Here is a 21,207-nt window from a genome sequence, read left to right as displayed (position 1 = left end):
AAGAACAGCAAGTTCAGTGTTATAACGTTTACTTGTTAAATAACAAAATAGAGGGTAAACAAATATATGTAAATAGCCTTTATTAAGCAAAATAATAATGATTTATAGATTTGTAAGACTTTTCCATTTAAACTTTACAAATTGATTATTCAAGTTCAATCATACCTTCATTTGAGTCATATTGCATTAAATAAAGACCTGTATTTGAATAATTTTTATCAGCTGTTTTTTTGTAATCAAATCTTAAGTGTGGGTGTTCTGAGGATATATTTTTTATAGTATTCTCAAATGACGAATTTTGTGATAATCTTAAGAGTACATCTAAAGTGATATCAAAGCCTAACTTAGCGTAATTAGAGGGTTCACTATTAAATGTCTTTTCATAACTCATTTCAAAATCAGTCTTTGCCTTATCGCTGTCATTAGTTATAGTTGTAGGATATATGAGTTTTAATATTCTATATCTCATGTCTGAAACATCTTTGCTTTCTGGTAACAAAGTAGAATCTATTAATACCAATTGAATATTATAATCAGAAAGTTTACTCATTAAAGCTGTTGTAGAATTTAAGAAAACAATAGTTTTTTCACTATCTAACACAACATAGTTAAGTTTGTCTTTACTTAGAGCCAATTGAAGTGCATTACTTTCAAAAAAACCTGCATTATCAACTTTTAAGAATTTAGCATCAGGAATGGTTTTAACAATTAATTCTTTGTTTCGTGCTTCTTCCAAATCGCTGACTACAACAACCTGAGCATTTTTACTTGCTAAATAATTTAATATTTTATTTTTTTGAAAATTTTCAGATGGTACTGATTTATAAACTTCTCTGTTTTCAATAGGACTCATGTTAGAATTAATATCTATAACAGAAATTATCTCATTTGATTCAATATCAGGAAAACGAGTTCCACTTTCTAAGAATGGAACGAGAAGAGCATTCTTGTAATAAGGGCTTTCAATTTTTAATCGAGATTGTACATCATTCTTTTTAATCAAAGTAATGTCAAAATTGAGATTTAATGTTAACGCAGAGTCAATGGCTATTTGTGCACCTTGAAAAAATTCTAAAAATTTCTTATAGTCATCATTATTTTTAAGCATCTCTTGTCTCAATTCAGGAGAGCTCAGTTCATTACCAGAAAAAGGCGTATAGAAATAAAGACCATTAGTGTTAGAAGTGTTTAGATTAGAGTATAATGCTAAATTTTTATTATTGGATGTTGCATTAGAAGGATTTGTTGATGCGTTGTTAGTATTTGAATTTGTACTTGTCTGTGAAACATTTACAGGCATTTTTATAATGTCACCTGCATTAACAGAAGTAAGTAATTTAGGATTTAAGTTGGTTAATTCGTTTATGGTTATACCAGCTTTTCTCGATAAGCTAAATAGGGTTTCTTTTGGCTGTATGACATAATCGGTATATTCATCATCGCCTGAATCTACTGAGGTAGTGTTTTTCGTTGTAGTGTCGTCTTCATTAGGTTCAGTACTATCATTGTTATTACGAGTATCTACTGAAGCAACTGTATTATCAATATCTAGCTTATGACCTGCCATTAACATATCTACAATATGTGGGTTTTTTTGCTCTAACTGAGCGATAGTCATATTAAAGCGCCTTGCAAGTTCAAATTTTGTATCACCACGTTTTACTATATACTGCCCAGTTATTGTTGGGTCAGAATTTATATCTGGAATAATTAATACCTGCCCAATTTGTAAAAATTCGGATAATCTACTCGCATTGGCAGCAGTTAAATTCGCGAGACTTACTCCATAGCGTCGAGATATTCCCCAAAGTGTTTCTCCTTTTACTACAATATGTTCACCTTCTCTTGCTTGTTGAGCTTCTTCCTTAATTGTTTTGTCTACATTAATAATATGGCCAGCTTGAAGCATTCTTATAATATGAGGGTTTTGCTGTTCTAGCATGGCAATACTAACACCAAAACGTCTAGAGAGCCCAGACTTAGTTTCTCCTCGCTTAACTTCGTAGTTAGAGATTAGAGTATCGCTAATTACGGTATTGTTAGATGGGTTGTTATTGTTTGGTGAAGGAATACGTAATGTTCTGCCAGCATATATAACGTTTTCAGAGCCAGGATTTAACTCAAAAATCGCATTCATACTTACTCCGTATCTTTTGGATATAACATAAACGCTTTCACCTTTCTGAATGGAATGCTCTATAATATTTTGCTGAGCTATTGTAAGATTTGAGCCTATAAAGAAAAAAATAATAAGCGTTAAAAATTTCCCCATCCCTTTTTATTATTGTTTTAAATCAGTAAGCTTATGATAAGACTTATTAGGTGTGTTTTTTAATATTAAGCAGAAATAATTATACAATTCAGGGGCATTTTCTTTGTAGTAATCTACCTGTTAATATTCAAAAAATCACATAAAAAATGATTAATGTATATGAGCAATAAAATTACTAAAAATATAGGCTTTACTTCTTAAATCTATACTTCTTATCAACAGGATATTAACAATGATTAATACTTCATTTTTAAGGTTTTAAAGTAGTTTTATTATTTATTTTAAAAATGTCCAATTGTTCTAAAAAACTAGGGAGTATATACTATCTTTGTAGCCTTAAAATAAGACAATGAGTAATATCGTAGCCGTAGTGGGTAGGCCAAATGTAGGGAAATCGACTTTTTTTAATCGTTTAATTAAAAGACGCGAAGCAATTGTTGATGCTGTAAGTGGTGTTACTAGAGATCGTCACTATGGAAAAACAGACTGGAATGGTAAAGAATTTTCTCTTATTGATACCGGAGGATACGTTGTAGGAAGTGATGATATTTTTGAAGCAGAAATTGATAAGCAAGTAGAACTCGCCATTGACGAAGCAGATGCAATCATTTTTATGGTAGATGTAGAAACTGGTATTACTGGTATGGATGAAGATGTTGCGAAACTACTGCGAAAAGTAAAGAAGCCTGTTTTTTTAGTTGTAAACAAAGTAGATAATAACAAACGTGCTGAAGATGCGGTTGAATTTTATTCACTAGGATTGGGTGATTATTATACAATTGCAAGTATTAATGGAAGTGGAACAGGTGATTTATTAGATGCCTTAGTAGAAGCATTACCAGAAAAAGAAGACGTTGAAGAGGAGGAGTTACCGCGTTTTGCTGTTGTAGGACGACCAAATGCAGGTAAATCATCTTTTATAAACGCTTTAATTGGTGAAGAGCGTTATATAGTTACTGATATTGCTGGTACCACAAGAGATTCTATTGATACAAAATACAATCGTTTTGGTTTTGAGTTTAATTTAGTTGATACAGCAGGTATTCGCCGTAAATCTAAAGTAAAGGAAGACTTAGAATTTTATTCTGTAATGCGAAGTGTAAGAGCAATTGAGCATTCCGATGTTTGTTTAATTGTTTTAGATGCCACACGTGGTTTTGATGGACAAGTTCAAAACATATTTTGGCTAGCAGAACGCAATAGAAAAGGAATCGTAATTTTAGTGAATAAGTGGGATTTGGTAGAAAAAGACACTAAGACGGCTAAAGACTTTGAAAAACATATAAGAGAACAAATTGCACCATTTACAGATGTGCCAATAGTTTTTATTTCGGTATTAAATAAGCAACGTATTTTTAAAGCCATTGAAACGGCAGTCGAGGTATATAAAAATAGAACTAAACGTATTAAAACTAGTGTGCTTAATGATACGTTATTACCTGTTATTGAGCATCAGCCACCACCAGCATATAAAGGGAAATTTGTGAAAATAAAGTATATTATGCAATTGCCAACTCCGCAACCGCAATTTGCGTTTTTCTGTAATTTACCTCAATATGTAAAAGAACCATATAAGCGCTTTTTAGAAAATAAATTAAGAGATCATTTTGATTTTCACGGTGTACCAGTAAGTGTATATATGCGTAAAAAGTAGTACTTTTATTTTCTTATGAAAGAAATTAAATACGCTTCTTTTTTATGTTTTATAATATTGTATAGTATTACAGGTTATACTCAAAATTTACCGCCAGAAATCACTGTAATTGGTGAACAAGTTTATTGTATTGAAGCTCCGATACCAATAGTCACTTCAGCAGAAATCATAGATCCAGATCCAGAAGACACTTCCTTGTCAGAAATTTTTGTTCAGATAGCAGAAGGATATGAGGTTGGAGAAGATATACTAACTTTAGGTGGAGTAAATCCTAATATAACATCTAGTTGGAACGCCTCTGAAGGTATCTTAACGTTAATTGGTCCAGCTACGTTTGCAGAGTTTGAATACGCAGTTGAAAATGTTTTTTTTGAAACATCTCAAACAGAATACATAAACGATAGGCAAATCTCAATTAATTTAAGCGATGCTAACTACTTGCCAAGTACAGGACATTACTATATATATGAACCTGCTGTCGGAATCACTTGGACAGAAGCAAGAGATGCTGCAGCTTCACAAACTTATTTTGGATTACAAGGTTACTTGGCAACCATAACTACGGAAGAAGAATCGCAATTAGCAGGAGAACAGAGTGCAGGTACCGGTTGGATCGGAGCTACTGATGAAGAAACTGAAGGCACTTGGAAATGGGTGACAGGACCAGAGGCTGGACAAATTTTTTGGATTGGCACAGTTAATGGGAGTTCTCCAAACGGTGAATATACATTTTGGAATACAAATGAGCCTAATAATTTAGGGGATGAAGATTATGCTCATATTACTGCGCCAAGTGTAGGGATTTTAGGTTCTTGGAATGATTTAACAGTAACAGGAAGTACCGATTCAAGCAATCCTTATCATCCACAAGGATATATTGTTGAGTTTGGTGGCATGCCAAATGAGCCCGAGATTAACTTGTCCGCCAATAGCACTATATTAATGCCACGTATCATTAGTGAAAATATATCAGTTTGTGGCTCTGGAGATATAAGCCTGTCAATTGAAGCTTCTACTAATGATGTTTGGTGGTACGATTCACCGACTTCGGCATCAACATTAAATACAGGATTGAGTTACGATGTTAATCTTAGTATTTCAACAACGTTTTGGCTTTTACCTGTAGTAAATGGTTGTACTGATAATGCCAGTAGGTATCCTTTAACGGTAACGGTTAATACACTACCAAATGTTACAGATGTTACAATTTTTCAGTGTGAAGATGAAGTAATGGATGGAATTTCTAATTTCAACTTAAGTGAGTATAATGATGTAATTGTAACTGATGATTTAGGCAATATTGACATGCAATTTTTTGAGACTATAGATTTATCAGTACCTATAGATGAAGAAAACTATACTAATTTAACTAATAACCAGACTATCTATGCATTGGCTGTTAATACCATTACAAATTGTAGTGCTATGGCAGAAGTAGTGTTGTCTGTGAATACCAATTCAGCTCAAAATGCAAATTTATCTGTCTGTGATAACTTAGAAGAAACTGGTATGGTTAATTTCAATTTGTCTTTAGCAGAAATTCAAATTTTAAATGGAGAAACATCTGGTGTCACAGTTTTTGGTTATTATGAAACGTTTAATGATGCGTTATTACAAGAAAACCAATTGGGAAGTAATTACACAAATGTAGAACCGTATAACCAAACTATCTATGCAAGGTTAGAACTGAATGGTGGTTGTTATAGTATTGCTGAGGTTAATCTAAATGTAGAACGTCTACCCAATCTTTTAGATGATGAAACAGTTTATTATTGTCTAAATACTTATCCGGAACCGTTAACACTTTACGGCGGGATTATAGATGATGTGCCTAATAATTACAGTTATAATTGGTCTACTGGAGAAACAACTATTAATATAGGAATTAATGAACCAGGCACTTATACGGTAGAGGTAACAAAACCTTTTGGCTGCACTAATGAGCGTACAATTACAGTTTTACCCTCTGATATTGCAGCCATCGAAACCATTGAGGTAACAGATTTGTCAGAAAATAATAGTATTACTGTTGTTGTTTCTGGTGAAGGTGAATATGTTTATACTTTAGATGATGAAAATGGAATTTATCAAGCGTCTAATACATTTGAAAATATTGTTTCTGGCGTTCATACCATTTTTGTTAAGGATATAAAAAATAATTGTGGTATTACTTCTGAAGCTGTTTCAGTTTTTGGTTTTCCAAAATTTTTCACGCCAAACGGCGATACAGTCAATGACACATGGCAGATAAAAGGATTTTCCTCTCAATTTCCTATGACTGCTAGTGTTCAAATATTTGACCGTTTTGGACAAATACTAACAGTACTTAATCAAAATAATACTAGTTGGAATGGTTCTTATAATGGCAAATTAATGCCAGCATCAGATTATTGGTTTGTGGCACATTTTTTAGATGGTAGAAAAAGAAACGGTCATTTTACTTTAAAAAGATAAAATTTTATAATTCTTTTAAGAAAATTCATACGAATTCTTAGTTACTTGCGTTAATAATTAAGCTATTAGGAAATCATCAATCAACCATCATGAAAAAACTAGTATTAGTTTTTGCATTACTATTTGCAATACTTTCATTCTCTCAAGAAAAATCATTTGAAATCGTTGGAACGCTTATGGCGGAAAATGACAATACACCTATTGAGTCTGCAACCGTTTATGTAGAACGTATTAAGGATAGTACCATTGTCACTTACACCATATCGGATAAGGATGGAAAATTTAAACTTCAAAATTCTACGTACGACAGTAGCTTAAATTTTTTCGTTTCTTATGTAGGTTATGAAACCTATTTAAAGAAATTGACTATTGATAAAGAAAAAATAGATTTAGGCACTATTTCTCTTAAATTAAGCAATCAGCTAGATGAAGTTTTAATTAAATCAACTGCGCCAATCACTATAAAAAAGGACACTTTAGAGTTTAATGTAAAATCTTTTAAAACAAAAAAGGATGCCAACGTAGAGGATTTGCTTAAGCAGTTACCAGGTGTAGAAGTAGATGAAGAAGGAAAAATTACAGTAAACGGTAAAGAAGTGAATAAAATTCTTGTAAACGGTAAACCTTTTTTTGGTAACGATCCTACTATTACTACTAAGAATTTAACTAAAGATATTATTGAAAAAATACAAATTGTAGATACTAAAACAAAATCTCAAGCATTCACAGGTGAGGCTGGTGATGATGAGAATAAAACAATAAATCTTACCATTAAAGAAGAAAATAATAAAGGTGTTTTTGGGCGAGTGTCTGCAGGTGCAGGTACAGATAAACGTTATGAATTTGCGGGTATGGCAAACTTTTTTGATAATGATCAGAGAATTAGTGTGCTTGTCGGTGGAAATAACACTAATTCACCAGGTTTTAGTTTTGGTGAAATTTCTAAAATGTTTGGAAATGGTGGTGGTATTAGCTTTAATAGTAATGGTACTTTTAGTGTAGGAGGACGTTCTTTTGGAGGTGGACAAGGTATAACAACGTCTCGAAATGCAGGACTGAATTATGCTGATAAGATTGGCGAAAATTCCGATATTTCTGGGGATTATTTTTATTCATCTAGTAATTCTGAAAATGAAACATCATCAGAACGTGAAACGATTTTAGCAGATTCTCGTTTTTTTACCAATTCTAATTCGAGATCTAACAGTGATACAGATAGCCATTCTGCCAATCTTGAGTTTGAAATTAAAACGGATTCCACATTTCAAATAAGTATAGAACCTTCGTTTAACTATTCAAAATCAAGAACACTTTTTAGTAGTAATGAAGAAACCTTAGATGAAGATTTAGTGTTAACTAACCAGTCCGACGTCAATTCTAGTGTAGAAAGTTTTGCGAAAGATTTTTCTAATGAAATTTCAATTACAAAGCGCTATGGGAAAAAAGGAGGTTTTGTTAGATTAGAGTTTGATGCTAACATTAACCAACAAGAAAGTGACGATTTTTTAAATTCTAATACCGAAGTATTTGGTTCAGATCCAGAAACCATTGTTAGAGACCAATTTACAGATGGTGAAAATAATAGTTATGGAATTTCTACAGAGTTAACTTATAGATTGCCAATAGTTGCCAAGAAATTCTTTTTAAATTTTGAATACCGTTACTCTAGAGATAAGGATAATAATAGACAAAGTACGTTCGATTTTAATGACGTTACGCAAGATTTTACGGATTTTAATACGGATTTAAGTACAGATTTTGAATATACCGACTCTAGGAGCATACCTAGTTTATCTTTAACTTATAGAGGTGAAAAATGGTACACTTATTTTAAGATGGGTTATAATATTCGTACACTAGAAAATCAAGATTTATTAAGACCTCAATTTAATGTTGAACGCGAGTTTAAAAATATTGAAGCAAACTATAGATTTAATTATAGATTTAGTCCAAAATCTTCATTTTATGCAGGTTATAGTTTAAGAAACAATCCTCCAGCTTTAAGGCAACTACAAGCATTTACTGATGTGTCTAACCCGTTAAGTACTATTATCGGTAATCCTAATTTAGGGCCTTCTAACAGGCATAATTTGTATATGGGATTCGATTCTTTCGATTGGCAGAAACGTACAGGATTTTATGGAAATGCATATGTTAGTGTTACTAATGACCAAGTGATATCTAAAACTGTTGTGGATCCAGAAACTTTAAGGCGTACTACTACTTACGAAAACGTAGATGGCAATTATAACTATGGGGTTTCGGGCAATTATGATAAGCAAGTAAAATTAGATACACTAAGAAGTTTAAAGTTTAGAATGAGAGCTCGTTATAACTTCTCTGAACGTATTAATTTTAATAATGATGTTAAGTATGCTAGCCAAGTTAGATCTATATCACCAAGATTCGGTGTTGATTTTATTTGGGATAAGGTTATGGAGTTTAAACCTTACTACGAAATTAATTTTACAAATAATGCATACGATATTGAGGCTTTTGAAGATAGAGAATTTACTAGGCATAATGCAGGTTTAAGAACAGCAACATTTTTACCTAAAAACCTAGAATGGAGAAATGATATAAGTTTTAATTATAATCCAAATGTTGCAGATGGTTTTCAGAAAAGTGCATGGTTTTGGAATTCTACTTTAGCATACTCTGTATTAAAAGACAAAGGTATTATTACACTGAAGGTTTACGATTTATTAAATCAAAATACTAATGCTAGACGTATTGCTACACAAGATTATATACAAGATTCTCAGAGTACAGTGTTGCGTAGATATTTTATGCTAAGTTTTAGCTATAAGTTTAATAGCTTAGGTTCTAAGGGTGAAACAAATGATGGTGGTGTTATCTTTTTTGATTAATCCCAGAGTATAAACAAACTGTCTAAAGCTTTATTTACACCATTATAATAATTTCTGTTTTTAAATTGAGGAATCATTAGACTGTCAATAATGACTTTACATTCATGATCTGAAATTGTTTTTTCAGTTTTTAGGCCTGTTGATATTGCTACTTTTCTATCGTATTTAGAAATTGTTATCAGTAAACCATTATCCTTTTCTTTTTTACCAATGCCCCAAGAATTAGCTACTTGAGTACTGTAATACTGAATAGTTGTGTTTGTTGGTATAGAATCAACCGTTAATACAGCTATTTCATTAGTAGTGAGCTCCTCATATTTAATTATTTTATGAGTTAATGAATCGTTTTCAATATTTGAAAATAACTTTGAATTATCTACTACTACAAATTGTAGTTTGTTTTCAGGAAGATCTAATAATTTTTCAGATTGATTATCTTTACAATTTAAGCACAATAAAAAGACAAGTGAAATTGTAAAATAGATAGATTTTTTCAAAACATTTTTTTTAATTCATTATCAGTATTACTGAAAAAGAAAGATTTAGTTTTACCATCCACCAGAAGCGCCACCACCTCCAAAGCTTCCACCTCCGAAGCCTCCGCCAAAACCTCCTCCACTAGAAGAGCCTCCGCCGAAACCACCAAAACCTCCAGAAGACGAACCTCTCGAGTAGCTGCCACGTCCCATGTTACTTAAAATAATAGCTTCGAGAATACTTCTGGCATCATCATTATTACGATTACCTCCATGGCCTCCTTTTCCACCACCTCGACTCTTAGAAATAGCAATTATAAAAATGACGAAAATGATAAATAGGAAAATAAAAATTTCAAAAGGAAAACGAACTTCGTTTTGTCTAGTCCCTTGGTATTCGCCTGTCATCACCTCAAAAATAGCATCTGTTGCTCTATTGAGTCCACCGTAATAATCATTTTGTTTAAAATAAGGAATTATGTCGCGCTCAATAATACGTTTACTCATGGCATCAGTAAGTAAATGTTCTACACCTTTACCAGTATTAATACCAATTTTTCTATCATCTCTTGCAAGTAAAATAAAAATACCGTTGTCTTTATCTGCTTGACCAATTCCCCATTTTTCAGCCCATTGCGCACCTAAATAATTGATATATTCACCTTTAGTAGAACTTATGGTCGCAATAACTATTTGTGTGGATGTGGTATCAGAATAGCGAATTAATTTTTGTTCTAAGTTACTTTTCTGAGAAGTAGTAAGTAAATTAATTTCATCATAAACGCTAGTTTGAAATTCAGGTACTGGAGGAATTTCATATTGTGCAAATCCAATAATAGGATTCACTAAAAATAAAATAAATAGTAACCTAAAAGCTATATGTTTTAGTTTAAGCATTAACCTTTTGAGATTGCGTTATCTAATTCGTTACGATCTCCGTGTTCCCAAGGGAAATGTTTAGAAAGTACTTTGCCAGCTTCTGCTACACCATCTATAATCCCTTGTTTAAATTGACCAATCTTAAATTGCGAAGCAATCTTATCGCGAGTAGAATTCCAAAAGTCGGCACCAACAATATTGTTAATACCTTGATCTCCGAAAATAACAAAAGCTTTATTGTTCACAGCCACATATATAAGTACACCGTTTTGTTGTCTGGTATTATCCATCTTAAGAATGTGGAAAACATCTAAAGCACGTTCGTAAACATCTATATCGCAGTTACGCTCAATATGTACACGAATTTCACCAGATGTATCACACTCAGCAATACGTATAGCTTCTACGATTTCCTCTTCTTCTTTTAAAGTGAGAAAATCTTCAAGTTTGGACATGATTATATTTTATTTAAAGTCGAATTCTACATCAGGAGCATTTTCACTTCCTGCATCAGCTTTGTAAAGTGGCATACCATCAAAACCTCTCATGCTTGCAACAAAATTTGTCGGAATCTTTTTTATGGTAATGTTATAATCACCAGCTAAATCATTGAATTTATTTCTTTCAACATTTATTCTGTTTTCAGTGCCTTCTAATTGGGATTGTAATTCAAGGAAATTTTGATTGGCTTTTAATTCAGGATAACGTTCTACTGATACTAAAAGTTTAGATAATGCACCACTAAGTCCTGATTGGGCTTGTTGGAATTGAGCTATATTTTCAGGAGTTAAATTACTTGCATCTATAGTGGTTGATGTAGCTTTTGCTCTTGCTTCTATAACTTCTCTTAAGGTAGTTCTTTCAAAATCCGCAGCTCCTTGAACCGTTTTTACTAGATTGCCTATAAGATCATTTCGTCTTTGATAACTGCTTTCAACATTAGCCCATTGAGCCTGAGCTAATCCTTCTTTTTCAACAAGCATATTATTAACACCAATTCCCCAGTTAAATATTAACAAAGCTATTGCTACTATTATAATTAGCGGTAACCATTTTTTCATAATTAATAAGTTTTAAAGTTGAGTTTTTATTTTAACTAGTTGTGCTTTTATGTTTTCCAGCTTTTCTATGATTTCGTATTTTTCTAAAGCTTGTTTTTTCTCTTCTTTTAAATGTGTTTTAGCACCTTCAAGCGTAAAACCACGTTCTTTTACAAGGTGGTAAATAAACTTTAAGTTTTTGATGTCTTCTGGAGTAAACTTACGGTTGCCCTTGGCATTTTTTTTAGGCTTAATAACATCAAATTCTTTTTCCCAAAAACGAATTAAAGAGGCATTTACTTTAAAGGCTTTGGCAACTTCGCCAATACCATAATAACGTTTTTCTGGCAATTCTATATACATCTTAATCGAGGGATTGATTTTCTAATGAAGCTTTTTTAAGCAATTTGTCATATTCTTCTGCAGATAAGTTGCCGTAGTAAAAGTTAATTGGGTTTATACGTTCTCCGTCCTTAAATATTTCGTAGTGCAGATGAGGTGCTTCAGATCGACCAGTACTACCAACAAAACCAATTAAATCTCCACGTTTTACACGTTGGTTTACTTTTACATTATACTTATACAAATGTGCATAAAGTGAAATATAACCATAACCATGATCTATACGAATATGGTTGCCATAACCAGTAGATGCGTTATCAGCTCGTTTTACAACTCCATCTCCAGATGCATAAATCGGAGTACCACGAGGTGCCGTAAAATCCATACCAAAATGAAACTTTCTCACTTTTGTAAAAGGATCTGTTCTATAACCATAACCAGATGCCATACGCGTTAAGTTTAGATTATTCACTGGTTGAATGGCTGGTATGGCTTCTAAAAACTTTTCTTTATCCTCAGCAAGTTTGGCTATTTCATCTAGTGATTTAGATTGCACTACAATTGCTTTTTCTAAAATATCTAAACGTTTATTGCTTTCGGCTATGAGCTGTGAATTGTCGAAACCTTCATATTTTTTATAACGGTTAATTCCTCCAAAACCAGCTCTTCTCTGTTCTTCTGGTATTGGGTTAGCTTCAAAATAAAGTCTGTAAATGGCATTATCGCGTTCTTCAACATTTTCTAAAGCAGCAATAGCATCATCCATACGTTTATTTATTAGCTCGTATTGCAATTGCATATTTTGTAATTCTCTAGACAGTTGACGCTCTTTTGGAGATTCAAAATATTGACTAGATATAAAGTAACTAATAAATCCAAATAATGCGGCAGCAGTTAAAAATGCGCCAGCATACTTTAATGTTGTAGTTTTTTTACGCTTTATCTTACGATAAGAAAGCGTTTCAGAATCATAATAATATTTTACCTTAGCCATGTTCGAATTTATGCTATTTTTGCAGCTAATAAACACATATTGTGTCTTAAAATATCTGCAAAACCATCAAACCTACAAAAATATTTTCATTGTAAAATTAAAAAAGACAATGAAATATATTTGTAAGAGCTTATCTCTGACTTTAAATTTAAATAAAAAAAGTAGAGAAAATATAAAAAATGTTTTGCAATTGTGCTAATATAAACGAAATCAACAAAGATTCTATCTGACAGATATAAATAATAAGTATTAACAGATAAAACAAGCTATAATTTCAGTATATGAAATCTCAAGAAATACGTACTAAATTTTTAAATTTCTTTGAAGGAAAACAACATTTAATTGTGCCTTCGGCTCCTATGGTCTTAAAGAATGACCCTACTCTAATGTTTGTAAATTCTGGTATGGCACCTTTTAAAGAATATTTTTTAGGTAATGCAGAGCCAAAGAAAAATAGAATTGCCGATTCTCAAAAATGTTTACGAGTTTCTGGAAAGCATAACGATTTGGAAGAGGTTGGATATGATACTTACCATCATACACTTTTTGAAATGTTAGGTAACTGGTCTTTTGGTGATTACTTTAAAAAAGAAGCTATTGCTTGGGCTTGGGAGTTATTAACAGAAGTTTATGGTATAGATAAAGATATTTTATATGTCACTGTTTTTGAAGGCAGTGATGATGCTGATAATCTAAAAATGGATCAAGAGGCATATGATCTATGGAAAGAATTTATTCCAGAAGATCGAATTCTTATGGGGAATAAAAAGGATAACTTCTGGGAAATGGGAGACCAAGGACCATGTGGACCTTGTAGTGAAATCCATGTAGATATTCGTTCAGCTGAAGAGAAGGCTAAAGTAGACGGAAAGTCTTTAGTCAATATGGATCATCCACAGGTGGTAGAAATTTGGAATCTGGTTTTTATGCAATACAACCGTAAAGCAAACAAATCTTTAGAAGCTTTACCTAATAAACATATTGATACGGGTATGGGATTTGAACGTCTTTGTATGGTATTACAAGGAGTACAATCTAATTACGATACAGATGTATTTACACCTATTATTCGCGAAATTGAAGCCATCACTAACAAGGATTATGGTGAGGATGAAAAAGTTGATGTTGCAATTCGTGTTATTTCAGATCATGTAAGAGCAGTTGCATTTTCTATTGCAGATGGACAATTGCCAAGTAATAATGGAGCTGGTTATGTGATACGAAGAATTTTAAGACGAGCTGTTAGATACGGTTTTACCTTTTTAGATAAAAAAGAACCATTTATATATCGTTTGGTTGACACTCTAAATAAAAAAATGGGACAAGCATTCCCAGAGTTAAAAGCACAAAAGCAATTAATTGAAAATGTAATTAAGGAAGAGGAAAGTTCTTTTTTAAGAACTTTAGATCAAGGTCTAGTGCTTTTAGATAAGATAATAAGAGGTTCTAAAACCAAAGAAATATCTGGTGCTAAGGTTTTTGAACTTAAAGATACCTATGGTTTTCCTGAGGACTTAACAGATCTTATTCTCAGAGAAAAAGGATATACATATAATTCTGAAGAGTTTAAAAACGCGCTAAAAGAGCAACAAGATAGAGGTAGAGAAGCTTCAGAATTAAAGTCGGATGATTGGACTATTTTGCATCATGATGAGGTTGAAGAGTTCATTGGCTACGATACTTTAGAAGCACATGTAAAAATTACAAGATACAGAAAAGTAACGTCTAAAAAAGATGGCGAAATGTATCAGTTGGTGTTTAATGTTACACCATTTTATCCAGAAGGTGGTGGGCAAGTAGGAGATAAAGGTTATATAGAAGATAAGCATGGTGACGTAGTTTATGTACTCGATACAAAAAAAGAGAATAACCTTATCATTCATTTTACTAAGAATTTACCTAAGCTTAAAGACGACGTATTAAAAGTTGCGGTAGATGCTAAACAACGTCACAGAACAGAATGTAATCATACAGCTACACACTTATTGCACCACGCATTAAGAGAAGTTCTCGGAGATCATGTAGAGCAAAAAGGATCTGCAGTGCATTCTAAGTATTTGCGTTTCGATTTTTCGCATTTTTCTAAATTAACAGTGGAGGAATTACGAGATGTAGAAAACTTCGTTAATGCTCGTATAGATGGTAAACTACAATTAGAAGAAAATAGATCTGTACCAAAGGAACAAGCCATAGCAGATGGCGCCATGTCTTTATTTGGAGAAAAATATGGTGATAATGTGCGTACTATTCGTTTTGGACAATCTATTGAGCTTTGTGGTGGTACACATGTAAAAAACACATCAGATATTTGGCATTTTAAAATCACTGCAGAGAGTGCTGTTGCTTCCGGAATACGAAGAATTGAAGCCATTACGATGGATGCTGTTAAGGATTTTTATTTTGAAAATAACAGAGCTTATTTTGAAATGAAGGACTTACTTAACAATGCAAAGGAACCTGTAAAAGCGTTACAGAATTTACAAGCGGAAAATTTAGATTTAAAGAAGCAAATTGAGCAACTTCTAAAGGATAAAGCTAAGAACGTAAAAAGTGATCTTAAAAATGAGATTACGAATGTTAATGGGGTTAATTTCATTGCGAAAAAAGTGGATTTAGATGCTTCGGGTATTAAAGACTTATGTTTTGAGTTAGGTGGTGAAGTAGATAATTTATTTGCAATATTTGGTTCAGATGTTAACGGTAAAGCAATTTTATCGTGCTATGTTTCTAAAAATCTTGTTTCAGAAAAGGATCTTAATGCTGGTACGATTGTAAGAGAATTAGGAAAACATATCCAAGGAGGAGGAGGCGGTCAGCCATTCTTTGCAACTGCTGGTGGTAAAAATCCTGATGGTATAGATGCGGCTCTTAATGCTGCTAAGGCTTATTTAAAGTAAAAGAGATTTCTCAGAGGTGCGTTGAGAGAAAGCATTGAGAATCACTGAGGATCTAGTTAGTTCAGATTTTCTTTGTGAAACTTCGTAAGGCTCTGTGTAATAAAGAATAAATGAATTTTCATACAAATATTCTGCTAAGTAAACAACGGCATAATCAAATAGATTATAAGTCTAAACTATTGTTATTAGGCTCATGTTTTTCAGAAAACATTGGTGATAAATTTGAGTATTTTAAATTTCAATCTACCGTAAATCCATTCGGAATATTATTTCACCCTTTAGCGATTGAAAATCTCATAACAAGAGCAATAAATAAAGATTACTATTCCGAAGATGAAATTGTATATCATAATGAACAATGGTCTTCTTTAGACGCACATTCTAGAATGAATAGTCTTTCAAAAGAAGACTTATTAACCAATCTCAATAATGCTTTAGACCAAGCAAATAAAGAAATAAACGAATCAACTCACATAACCATCACATTAGGGACAAGTTGGGTATATAGGCATATTGCTTCAGATACAATAGTTGCAAACTGTCATAAATTACCTCAAAAACATTTTCAAAAAGAATTATTATCTGTCGCTACTATTTCAGAGTCTCTAATTGCCATTATAAGTTTAATTAAAAGTATTAATCCAAAGGTTACATTCATTTTCACGGTATCACCTGTTAGACATACAAAGGATGGCTTTGTGGAAAATACACAAAGTAAATCGCATTTAGTTGCTGCAATTCATCAAGTTGTAGAACCAAGAAATCAGTTGTATTATTTTCCGTCTTATGAAATAATGATGGACGAATTAAGAGATTATCGTTTCTATAGTTCAGATATGATTCACCCTAATGAAGTTGCTGTAAATTACATCTGGGAAAAATTTAAGCACGTTTGGATTTCCGAAACTACTGAAATTACAATGCAGCATATTGAGATGATACATAAAGGGTTAAAACACAAGCCTTTTAATCCAAAATCAGAAGCACATCAAAAGTTTGTAACCAAGCTTCAATCTCAAATAAAAGACTTGTGTCATAAATACCCACATTTTAACTTTGATTAACGCATTGGTTTTTTGAGTTGTTCTTTAACACGATCAAAAGATTCTTTGCTAGCGCGTTTCCAACGATAAATGTTGTGCTTTTTATCCTTTTTTACTTTGCGATTTTCTTCTTTATCTCTGAGTTCTTTTACCCAATTAAAGCGTTTTCTAGTAATAGAAATAACCAAGTCGTCATTACACCCTAAGGCTTCTAGAGCATTTAAAGCAGCAATAGAAACTTTCTGAATTTTATCGTTCATTGCATTGAGCAAAATAGGAATCGATGACGGTCTACCAATTTGCTCTAAAGCCTCAGCAGCGAGCTGGCGCGTCTTATAATTACCATGTTTAAGGGCATACTCAATTTTATCTACAGCATTAACATCTCTCCAATCCATAATCGTATTCTCCGAAGGCTGAATCAACTTCATTTTAAAGAATAAATATGTAAATGTATGTGCCATAACAAAAGTGTAACATATTAATTATATGTAGTAAAATACAACATTTTGTTACAGAAATTCAGATGTGTTTTTAGACTTGTGTATTAAAATACACTGAAAATAAAGTTGTTGTTATTTTGAATTCTATTTAGAATTAACTCTTACGCTTTCAGGAACAAGTTTAGTATAGTCACCATTATTTCTAATCACATCTCGTACAATTGAGGAAGATATATACGAAGTCTTAGCTGCAGTTAATAAAAATACCGTTTCAATTTTAGACAGTTTTCTATTAGTATGGGCAATGGCTTTTTCAAATTCAAAATCGGCAGGATTTCGCAAGCCTCTTAATATAAACTGAGCATCAATTTTTTCGCAAAAATCGATAGTTAATCCTTGGTAAGTGACAACTTTTACTTTCGGTTCATTTTTAAAAGACTCTTCAATAAACCTTTTTCGTTCTTCTAAAGAAAACATGTACTTTTTATCTGCATTAACACCAATAGCAACTATGACTTCGTCAAAAAGTTTTATACCACGCTTTATAATATCGAAGTGTCCATTTGTTATTGGGTCGAAAGATCCAGGGAAAAGTGCTCGTTTCATAGCTTTTGATTTTTTTTGATTTTTTGAGAATCATGAATAACGACATTCAATCATCAAGTTTATCGATAAAATTTGATATTTTTTGTTGTAATGTTTTTACACTTTCTGCTAAGGATTCAAATTTTTCTAATGGTATAAAGTTAAGGTTTTTACAGACGATTAGTTGTGTTTCTAATTCAAAAGCTGAACCTAAGCTATCTTCCAAATATTTTATAAAATGTTTGTCAGTTCTTTTACTAGTTCCTTCAGATATATTTGATGCTATAGATACACTACATCTGTTCATTTGAGTCCTTAAACCAAACTTCTCATAATCTGGTAAAGTTGCCGTAAACGCGTAAACATCAGCAATTATTATAATACTCTCTTGCCATATTTGAAGCTTTTTAAAATTATGTCTTTTCATTTTGTCGTTCTAAAAATGCGTCCTGTTTCATGTATCTAAAGTATCATGATTCAAACTATTTCAACGCTTCTTCAATAGCATTATCAAACAAATCACTCATGCTAATACCAGCTTCTGCGGCTTGCTGAGGTAAAATACTTTCTTTAGTTAACCCTGGGACAGTGTTTACCTCGAGTAAATAGGGCTCATTATTTTTAGCTATAAATTCGCTTCTAGAAAACCCTTTCATTTTTAGAATTTCATATATTTTTTTTGCTTCGACTCTTACTTTATTGGCATAAACTTCAGAAATACGAGCAGGTGTAATTTCTTGAGATTTACCTTCGTATTTAGCTTGGTAATCGAAGAAATCATTTTCAGATACAATTTCTGTAATTGGTAAAACAGTTGTTTGTCCTTTATAAGAAATGACTCCAACAGAAACTTCAACACCATCTAAAAACTGTTCGATTATAATTTCATTATCCTCTTTAAAAGAGTTATCTATTGCCGTTTGTAAATCTTCTTTTTTATACACTTTTGAAATTCCGAAGCTACTACCAGCCTTATTAGCTTTTACAAAACAAGGTAAACCTACTTTAGAGATAATTGTATCTTCGTCTATTGTATCTCCAAGATTAAGAGGGTAGCTTTCTGCCGTTTTAATTCCATATGGTTTTAAGGTTGCTAGCAGATCTCGTTTATTATAGGTTAGAGCAGATTGATACATACCACAACTGGTCTGTGGTAAATTAATTAATTTAAAATAAGCCTGCATAAAACCATCCTCTCCTGGAGAACCATGTATAGCATTAAATACACAGTCGAAAGTAATTTTGGTTTCATTTACCAAGACCGAAAAATCATTTTTATCAACAGGGAATTCTTCATTAAGATCATTTACAAACACCCATTTATCTTTAAAAACATGAATACGATATGCATTATATTTTTCCTTATTTAAGGTTTCATAAACCACATTACCACTCTTTAGCGAAATTTGAAACTCGCTTGTGTAACCTCCCATTATGATTGCAATATTTTTTTTCATTTATGCTGAACTTGCTTATGATGATTTTTTTTTCAGTAGTTAAGAATATACACTAGGTTTTTAGTGTAAGATATTTTAATCTTTATATTGTAACGTAAATGTATAATTTATTTTCAACAAACTAAATGTCATTTTGATACGTATTTTAATTATGTGCCGTTATTATAACGTTATATTTTATTAGTTTTGTCCAATAATTATTTAGCTCATGAGTTTTGTTAAGTTTCTTACCAGTAAAGTGTTTTTTAAGCAATTAGCATTAGCTGTTGTTGCAGTAGTAGTGTTGTGTTTTTTAATGTTAAAATGGTTAACGATTACGACAAATCATGGTGATTTTGTGGTTGTGCCAGATTTAAAAGGTAAGTCTATAGAAACTGCTAAAATAGAATTGAAGGATAATGATTTAACAATGAAAATCCAAGACTCGGCAAATTTTAATCCTAATTATCCTAAGTATTCTGTAATTGAACAAAACCCAGCTGCAGGTGCTCAGGTAAAAGAAAACAGAAAGATTTACTTAATCTTAAACCCTTCAGATTATAGAAAAGTTGAAGTGCCAGATATTTTAAAACGCACCTTTAGACAAGCCAAGCCTCAATTACAGGCTTTAGAGTTTAAAGTGGGTAAAATCACATACATAGATAACATTGGAAAAGATGTTGTTTTAGGTATGAAACACAAAGGCAAAACATTAAAACCAGGTGAACTTTTACCACTTACTTCTACCATAGATTTGGTTTTAGGAAATGGTAAACGCTAATAGACATGCCAAATATTCCAGATATTTCCGAACAAGAAGATGAGCTTTACGAGCATCATGCAATTAATGTAGATAAAGGCCAACAGCCTCTTAGAATAGATAAATACTTAATGAATTTTATTGAAAACGCTACGCGTAATAAAATTCAGGCCGCAGCAAAAGACGGAAGTATTTTTGTAAATAATGTACCAGTAAAATCGAATTATAAGGTAAAACCCAATGATTTTATTTCTGTAAAATTTGAGCATCCTCCTCATGAGAATTTATTAATTGCAGAAGATATTCCTATAGATATAGTTTATGAAGATGATGATTTGTTGGTAGTAAACAAACCAGCTGGTATGGTTGTACATCCAGGTCATGGAAACTACTCTGGGACCTTAATTAATGCGTTAATTTTTCATTTTGAAAATCTACCAAATAACTCTAGTGAAAGACCAGGTCTTGTGCATCGTATAGATAAGGATACCAGTGGATTACTTGTAATTGCTAAGACAGAGCAAGCAATGGCTCATCTTTCTAATCAGTTTGCAAAGAAAACAAGCGAACGCGAATATGTTGCTTTAGTTTGGGGAAATATGGAAGAAGACGAAGGTACTATTGAAGGTCATATTGGTCGTCATCCAAAAAACAGATTACAAAATACAGTTTACGAAGGAGAAGATATAGATAAAGGAAAACCAGCCATAACGCATTATAAGGTGATAGAGCGTTTGGGTTATGTTACTTTAGTAAGTTGTAAACTCGAAACAGGTCGTACACATCAAATCCGTGTACACATGAAACATATTGGCCATACACTTTTTAACGACGAGCGTTATGGTGGTGAGCGCATTTTAAAAGGCACAACATTTACAAAGTACAAGCAATTTGTAGATAATTGTTTTAAAGTATTACCAAGACAAGCTTTACATGCAAGAACTTTAGGTTTTGTGCATCCTACAACAGGAAAGTTTTTAAAGTTTGAATCTGAAATCCCAGAGGATATTGCTCAATGTATTGAGAAATGGAGGCATTATGCAAAGCATCAAGACTCCTAAA

18 protein-coding genes are annotated in these 21,207 nt (G+C 32.2%); 7 read left to right on the top strand and 11 right to left on the bottom strand.

Annotated features, from left to right (window positions below):
- Positions 1-145: 145 nt before the first annotated feature.
- Complete coding sequence (locus H8K90_RS13210) at positions 146-2,272, bottom strand: LysM peptidoglycan-binding domain-containing protein (protein WP_186846456.1); 2,127 nt, start codon at positions 2,270-2,272, stop codon at positions 146-148.
- A gap of 349 nt (positions 2,273-2,621) precedes the next feature.
- Between H8K90_RS13210 and der the strand changes: the two genes are divergently transcribed.
- The 3 genes from der to H8K90_RS13195 all read left to right on the top strand — a co-directional run bounded on the left by der (position 2,622) and on the right by H8K90_RS13195 (position 9,250).
- Complete coding sequence (gene der, locus H8K90_RS13205; RefSeq protein ID WP_186846455.1) at positions 2,622-3,926, top strand: ribosome biogenesis GTPase Der; 1,305 nt, start codon at positions 2,622-2,624, stop codon at positions 3,924-3,926.
- A 15-nt stretch (positions 3,927-3,941) separates the two neighbouring features.
- Positions 3,942-6,380 carry a T9SS type B sorting domain-containing protein gene (locus H8K90_RS13200; protein WP_186846454.1) on the top strand — a complete coding sequence of 813 codons (2,439 nt, stop codon included), beginning with the start codon at positions 3,942-3,944 and terminating at the stop codon, positions 6,378-6,380.
- A gap of 89 nt (positions 6,381-6,469) precedes the next feature.
- Positions 6,470-9,250, top strand: coding sequence for an outer membrane beta-barrel protein (locus tag H8K90_RS13195; protein ID WP_186846453.1), 2,781 nt, complete (start codon positions 6,470-6,472; stop codon positions 9,248-9,250).
- On the opposite strand, the gene H8K90_RS13190 is transcribed toward H8K90_RS13195, so the two are convergent.
- Genes H8K90_RS13190 through H8K90_RS13165 form a run of 6 tightly spaced genes read right to left on the bottom strand, consistent with a single transcriptional unit; the run spans position 9,247 to position 12,981 of the window.
- On the bottom strand, positions 9,247-9,747 hold the full coding sequence (locus tag H8K90_RS13190; protein ID WP_186846452.1) for a TPM domain-containing protein: 501 nt from the start codon (positions 9,745-9,747) through the stop codon (positions 9,247-9,249). The two genes, H8K90_RS13195 and H8K90_RS13190, sit on opposite strands and share 4 nt — an antisense overlap.
- Before the next feature lie 51 nt (positions 9,748-9,798).
- A complete protein-coding gene (locus H8K90_RS13185) occupies positions 9,799-10,623 on the bottom strand; it encodes a TPM domain-containing protein (RefSeq protein ID WP_186846451.1) in 825 nt (274 codons plus the stop codon).
- Positions 10,623-11,060: a TPM domain-containing protein gene (locus H8K90_RS13180; RefSeq protein ID WP_186846450.1), complete on the bottom strand. Its 438-nt coding sequence runs from the start codon at positions 11,058-11,060 to the stop codon at positions 10,623-10,625. The genes H8K90_RS13185 and H8K90_RS13180 overlap by 1 nt, the downstream gene beginning before the upstream one ends.
- A 9-nt stretch (positions 11,061-11,069) precedes the next feature.
- The gene (locus H8K90_RS13175; protein ID WP_186846449.1) at positions 11,070-11,666 is read right to left on the bottom strand and encodes a LemA family protein; all 597 of its coding nucleotides are present in this window, start codon (positions 11,664-11,666) and stop codon (positions 11,070-11,072) included.
- A 12-nt stretch (positions 11,667-11,678) separates the two neighbouring features.
- Positions 11,679-12,008 (bottom strand): MerR family transcriptional regulator, encoded by a 330-nt coding sequence (locus H8K90_RS13170; RefSeq protein WP_186846448.1) that lies wholly within the window; start codon positions 12,006-12,008, stop codon positions 11,679-11,681.
- A 1-nt stretch (position 12,009) separates the two neighbouring features.
- Positions 12,010-12,981, bottom strand: a complete 972-nt coding sequence (locus tag H8K90_RS13165) for a M23 family metallopeptidase (protein WP_186846447.1) — start codon at positions 12,979-12,981, stop codon at positions 12,010-12,012.
- A 281-nt stretch (positions 12,982-13,262) separates the two neighbouring features.
- Here H8K90_RS13165 and alaS point away from each other — a divergent pair, with 281 nt between their 5' ends.
- Together alaS and H8K90_RS13155 are read left to right on the top strand one after the other, a co-directional pair.
- Complete coding sequence (gene alaS / locus H8K90_RS13160) at positions 13,263-15,878, top strand: alanine--tRNA ligase (RefSeq protein ID WP_186846446.1); 2,616 nt, start codon at positions 13,263-13,265, stop codon at positions 15,876-15,878.
- Positions 15,879-15,988: 110 nt separating this feature from the next.
- On the top strand, positions 15,989-16,942 hold the full coding sequence (locus H8K90_RS13155; protein WP_186846445.1) for a GSCFA domain-containing protein: 954 nt from the start codon (positions 15,989-15,991) through the stop codon (positions 16,940-16,942).
- Here the strand turns inward: H8K90_RS13155 and H8K90_RS13150 are convergent.
- The 4 genes from H8K90_RS13150 to H8K90_RS13135 form a co-directional block, all read right to left on the bottom strand.
- The gene (locus tag H8K90_RS13150) at positions 16,939-17,385 is read right to left on the bottom strand and encodes a HEAT repeat domain-containing protein (RefSeq protein WP_246457751.1); all 447 of its coding nucleotides are present in this window, start codon (positions 17,383-17,385) and stop codon (positions 16,939-16,941) included. The genes H8K90_RS13155 and H8K90_RS13150 overlap by 4 nt on opposite strands.
- 123 nt (positions 17,386-17,508) lie before the next feature.
- Positions 17,509-17,970, bottom strand: coding sequence for a pantetheine-phosphate adenylyltransferase (coaD, locus tag H8K90_RS13145; RefSeq protein WP_186846444.1), 462 nt, complete (start codon positions 17,968-17,970; stop codon positions 17,509-17,511).
- Between the two features lie 46 nt (positions 17,971-18,016).
- The gene (locus tag H8K90_RS13140; protein WP_186846443.1) at positions 18,017-18,376 is read right to left on the bottom strand and encodes a four helix bundle protein; all 360 of its coding nucleotides are present in this window, start codon (positions 18,374-18,376) and stop codon (positions 18,017-18,019) included.
- Positions 18,377-18,431: 55 nt separating this feature from the next.
- Positions 18,432-19,406 (bottom strand): D-alanine--D-alanine ligase, encoded by a 975-nt coding sequence (locus H8K90_RS13135; RefSeq protein WP_186846442.1) that lies wholly within the window; start codon positions 19,404-19,406, stop codon positions 18,432-18,434.
- A 208-nt stretch (positions 19,407-19,614) separates the two neighbouring features.
- Between H8K90_RS13135 and H8K90_RS13130 the strand changes: the two genes are divergently transcribed.
- Together H8K90_RS13130 and H8K90_RS13125 are read left to right on the top strand one after the other, a co-directional pair.
- Complete coding sequence (locus tag H8K90_RS13130; RefSeq protein WP_186846441.1) at positions 19,615-20,166, top strand: PASTA domain-containing protein; 552 nt, start codon at positions 19,615-19,617, stop codon at positions 20,164-20,166.
- A 5-nt stretch (positions 20,167-20,171) separates the two neighbouring features.
- Complete coding sequence (locus H8K90_RS13125; RefSeq protein ID WP_186846440.1) at positions 20,172-21,206, top strand: RluA family pseudouridine synthase; 1,035 nt, start codon at positions 20,172-20,174, stop codon at positions 21,204-21,206.
- The last annotated feature ends 1 nt before the right edge of the window (position 21,207 follow it).

It is taken from the genome of Winogradskyella echinorum, from assembly GCF_014297365.1.
Classification (GTDB): domain Bacteria; phylum Bacteroidota; class Bacteroidia; order Flavobacteriales; family Flavobacteriaceae; genus Winogradskyella; species Winogradskyella echinorum.
This window is presented reverse-complemented; position numbering and strand designations above follow the sequence as displayed.

Excerpts from the sequence above, each read along its gene's own strand:
- H8K90_RS13130 (WP_186846441.1), top strand. The coding sequence starts at position 19,615 with ATGAGTTTTGTTAAGTTTCTTACCAGTAAAGTGTTTTTTAAGCAATTA.
- alaS (WP_186846446.1), top strand. The coding sequence starts at position 13,263 with ATGAAATCTCAAGAAATACGTACTAAATTTTTAAATTTCTTTGAAGGA.
- der (WP_186846455.1), top strand. The coding sequence starts at position 2,622 with ATGAGTAATATCGTAGCCGTAGTGGGTAGGCCAAATGTAGGGAAATCG.
- H8K90_RS13200 (WP_186846454.1), top strand. The coding sequence starts at position 3,942 with ATGAAAGAAATTAAATACGCTTCTTTTTTATGTTTTATAATATTGTAT.
- H8K90_RS13185 (WP_186846451.1), bottom strand. The coding sequence starts at position 10,623 with ATGCTTAAACTAAAACATATAGCTTTTAGGTTACTATTTATTTTATTT.
- H8K90_RS13165 (WP_186846447.1), bottom strand. The coding sequence starts at position 12,981 with ATGGCTAAGGTAAAATATTATTATGATTCTGAAACGCTTTCTTATCGT.
- H8K90_RS13155 (WP_186846445.1), top strand. The coding sequence starts at position 15,989 with ATGAATTTTCATACAAATATTCTGCTAAGTAAACAACGGCATAATCAA.
- H8K90_RS13175 (WP_186846449.1), bottom strand. The coding sequence starts at position 11,666 with ATGAAAAAATGGTTACCGCTAATTATAATAGTAGCAATAGCTTTGTTA.
- H8K90_RS13210 (WP_186846456.1), bottom strand. The coding sequence starts at position 2,272 with ATGGGGAAATTTTTAACGCTTATTATTTTTTTCTTTATAGGCTCAAAT.
- H8K90_RS13170 (WP_186846448.1), bottom strand. The coding sequence starts at position 12,008 with ATGTATATAGAATTGCCAGAAAAACGTTATTATGGTATTGGCGAAGTT.
- H8K90_RS13180 (WP_186846450.1), bottom strand. The coding sequence starts at position 11,060 with ATGTCCAAACTTGAAGATTTTCTCACTTTAAAAGAAGAAGAGGAAATC.
- H8K90_RS13195 (WP_186846453.1), top strand. The coding sequence starts at position 6,470 with ATGAAAAAACTAGTATTAGTTTTTGCATTACTATTTGCAATACTTTCA.
- H8K90_RS13140 (WP_186846443.1), bottom strand. The coding sequence starts at position 18,376 with ATGAAAAGACATAATTTTAAAAAGCTTCAAATATGGCAAGAGAGTATT.
- H8K90_RS13135 (WP_186846442.1), bottom strand. The coding sequence starts at position 19,406 with ATGAAAAAAAATATTGCAATCATAATGGGAGGTTACACAAGCGAGTTT.
- coaD (WP_186846444.1), bottom strand. The coding sequence starts at position 17,970 with ATGAAACGAGCACTTTTCCCTGGATCTTTCGACCCAATAACAAATGGA.
- H8K90_RS13125 (WP_186846440.1), top strand. The coding sequence starts at position 20,172 with ATGCCAAATATTCCAGATATTTCCGAACAAGAAGATGAGCTTTACGAG.
- H8K90_RS13150 (WP_246457751.1), bottom strand. The coding sequence starts at position 17,385 with ATGGCACATACATTTACATATTTATTCTTTAAAATGAAGTTGATTCAG.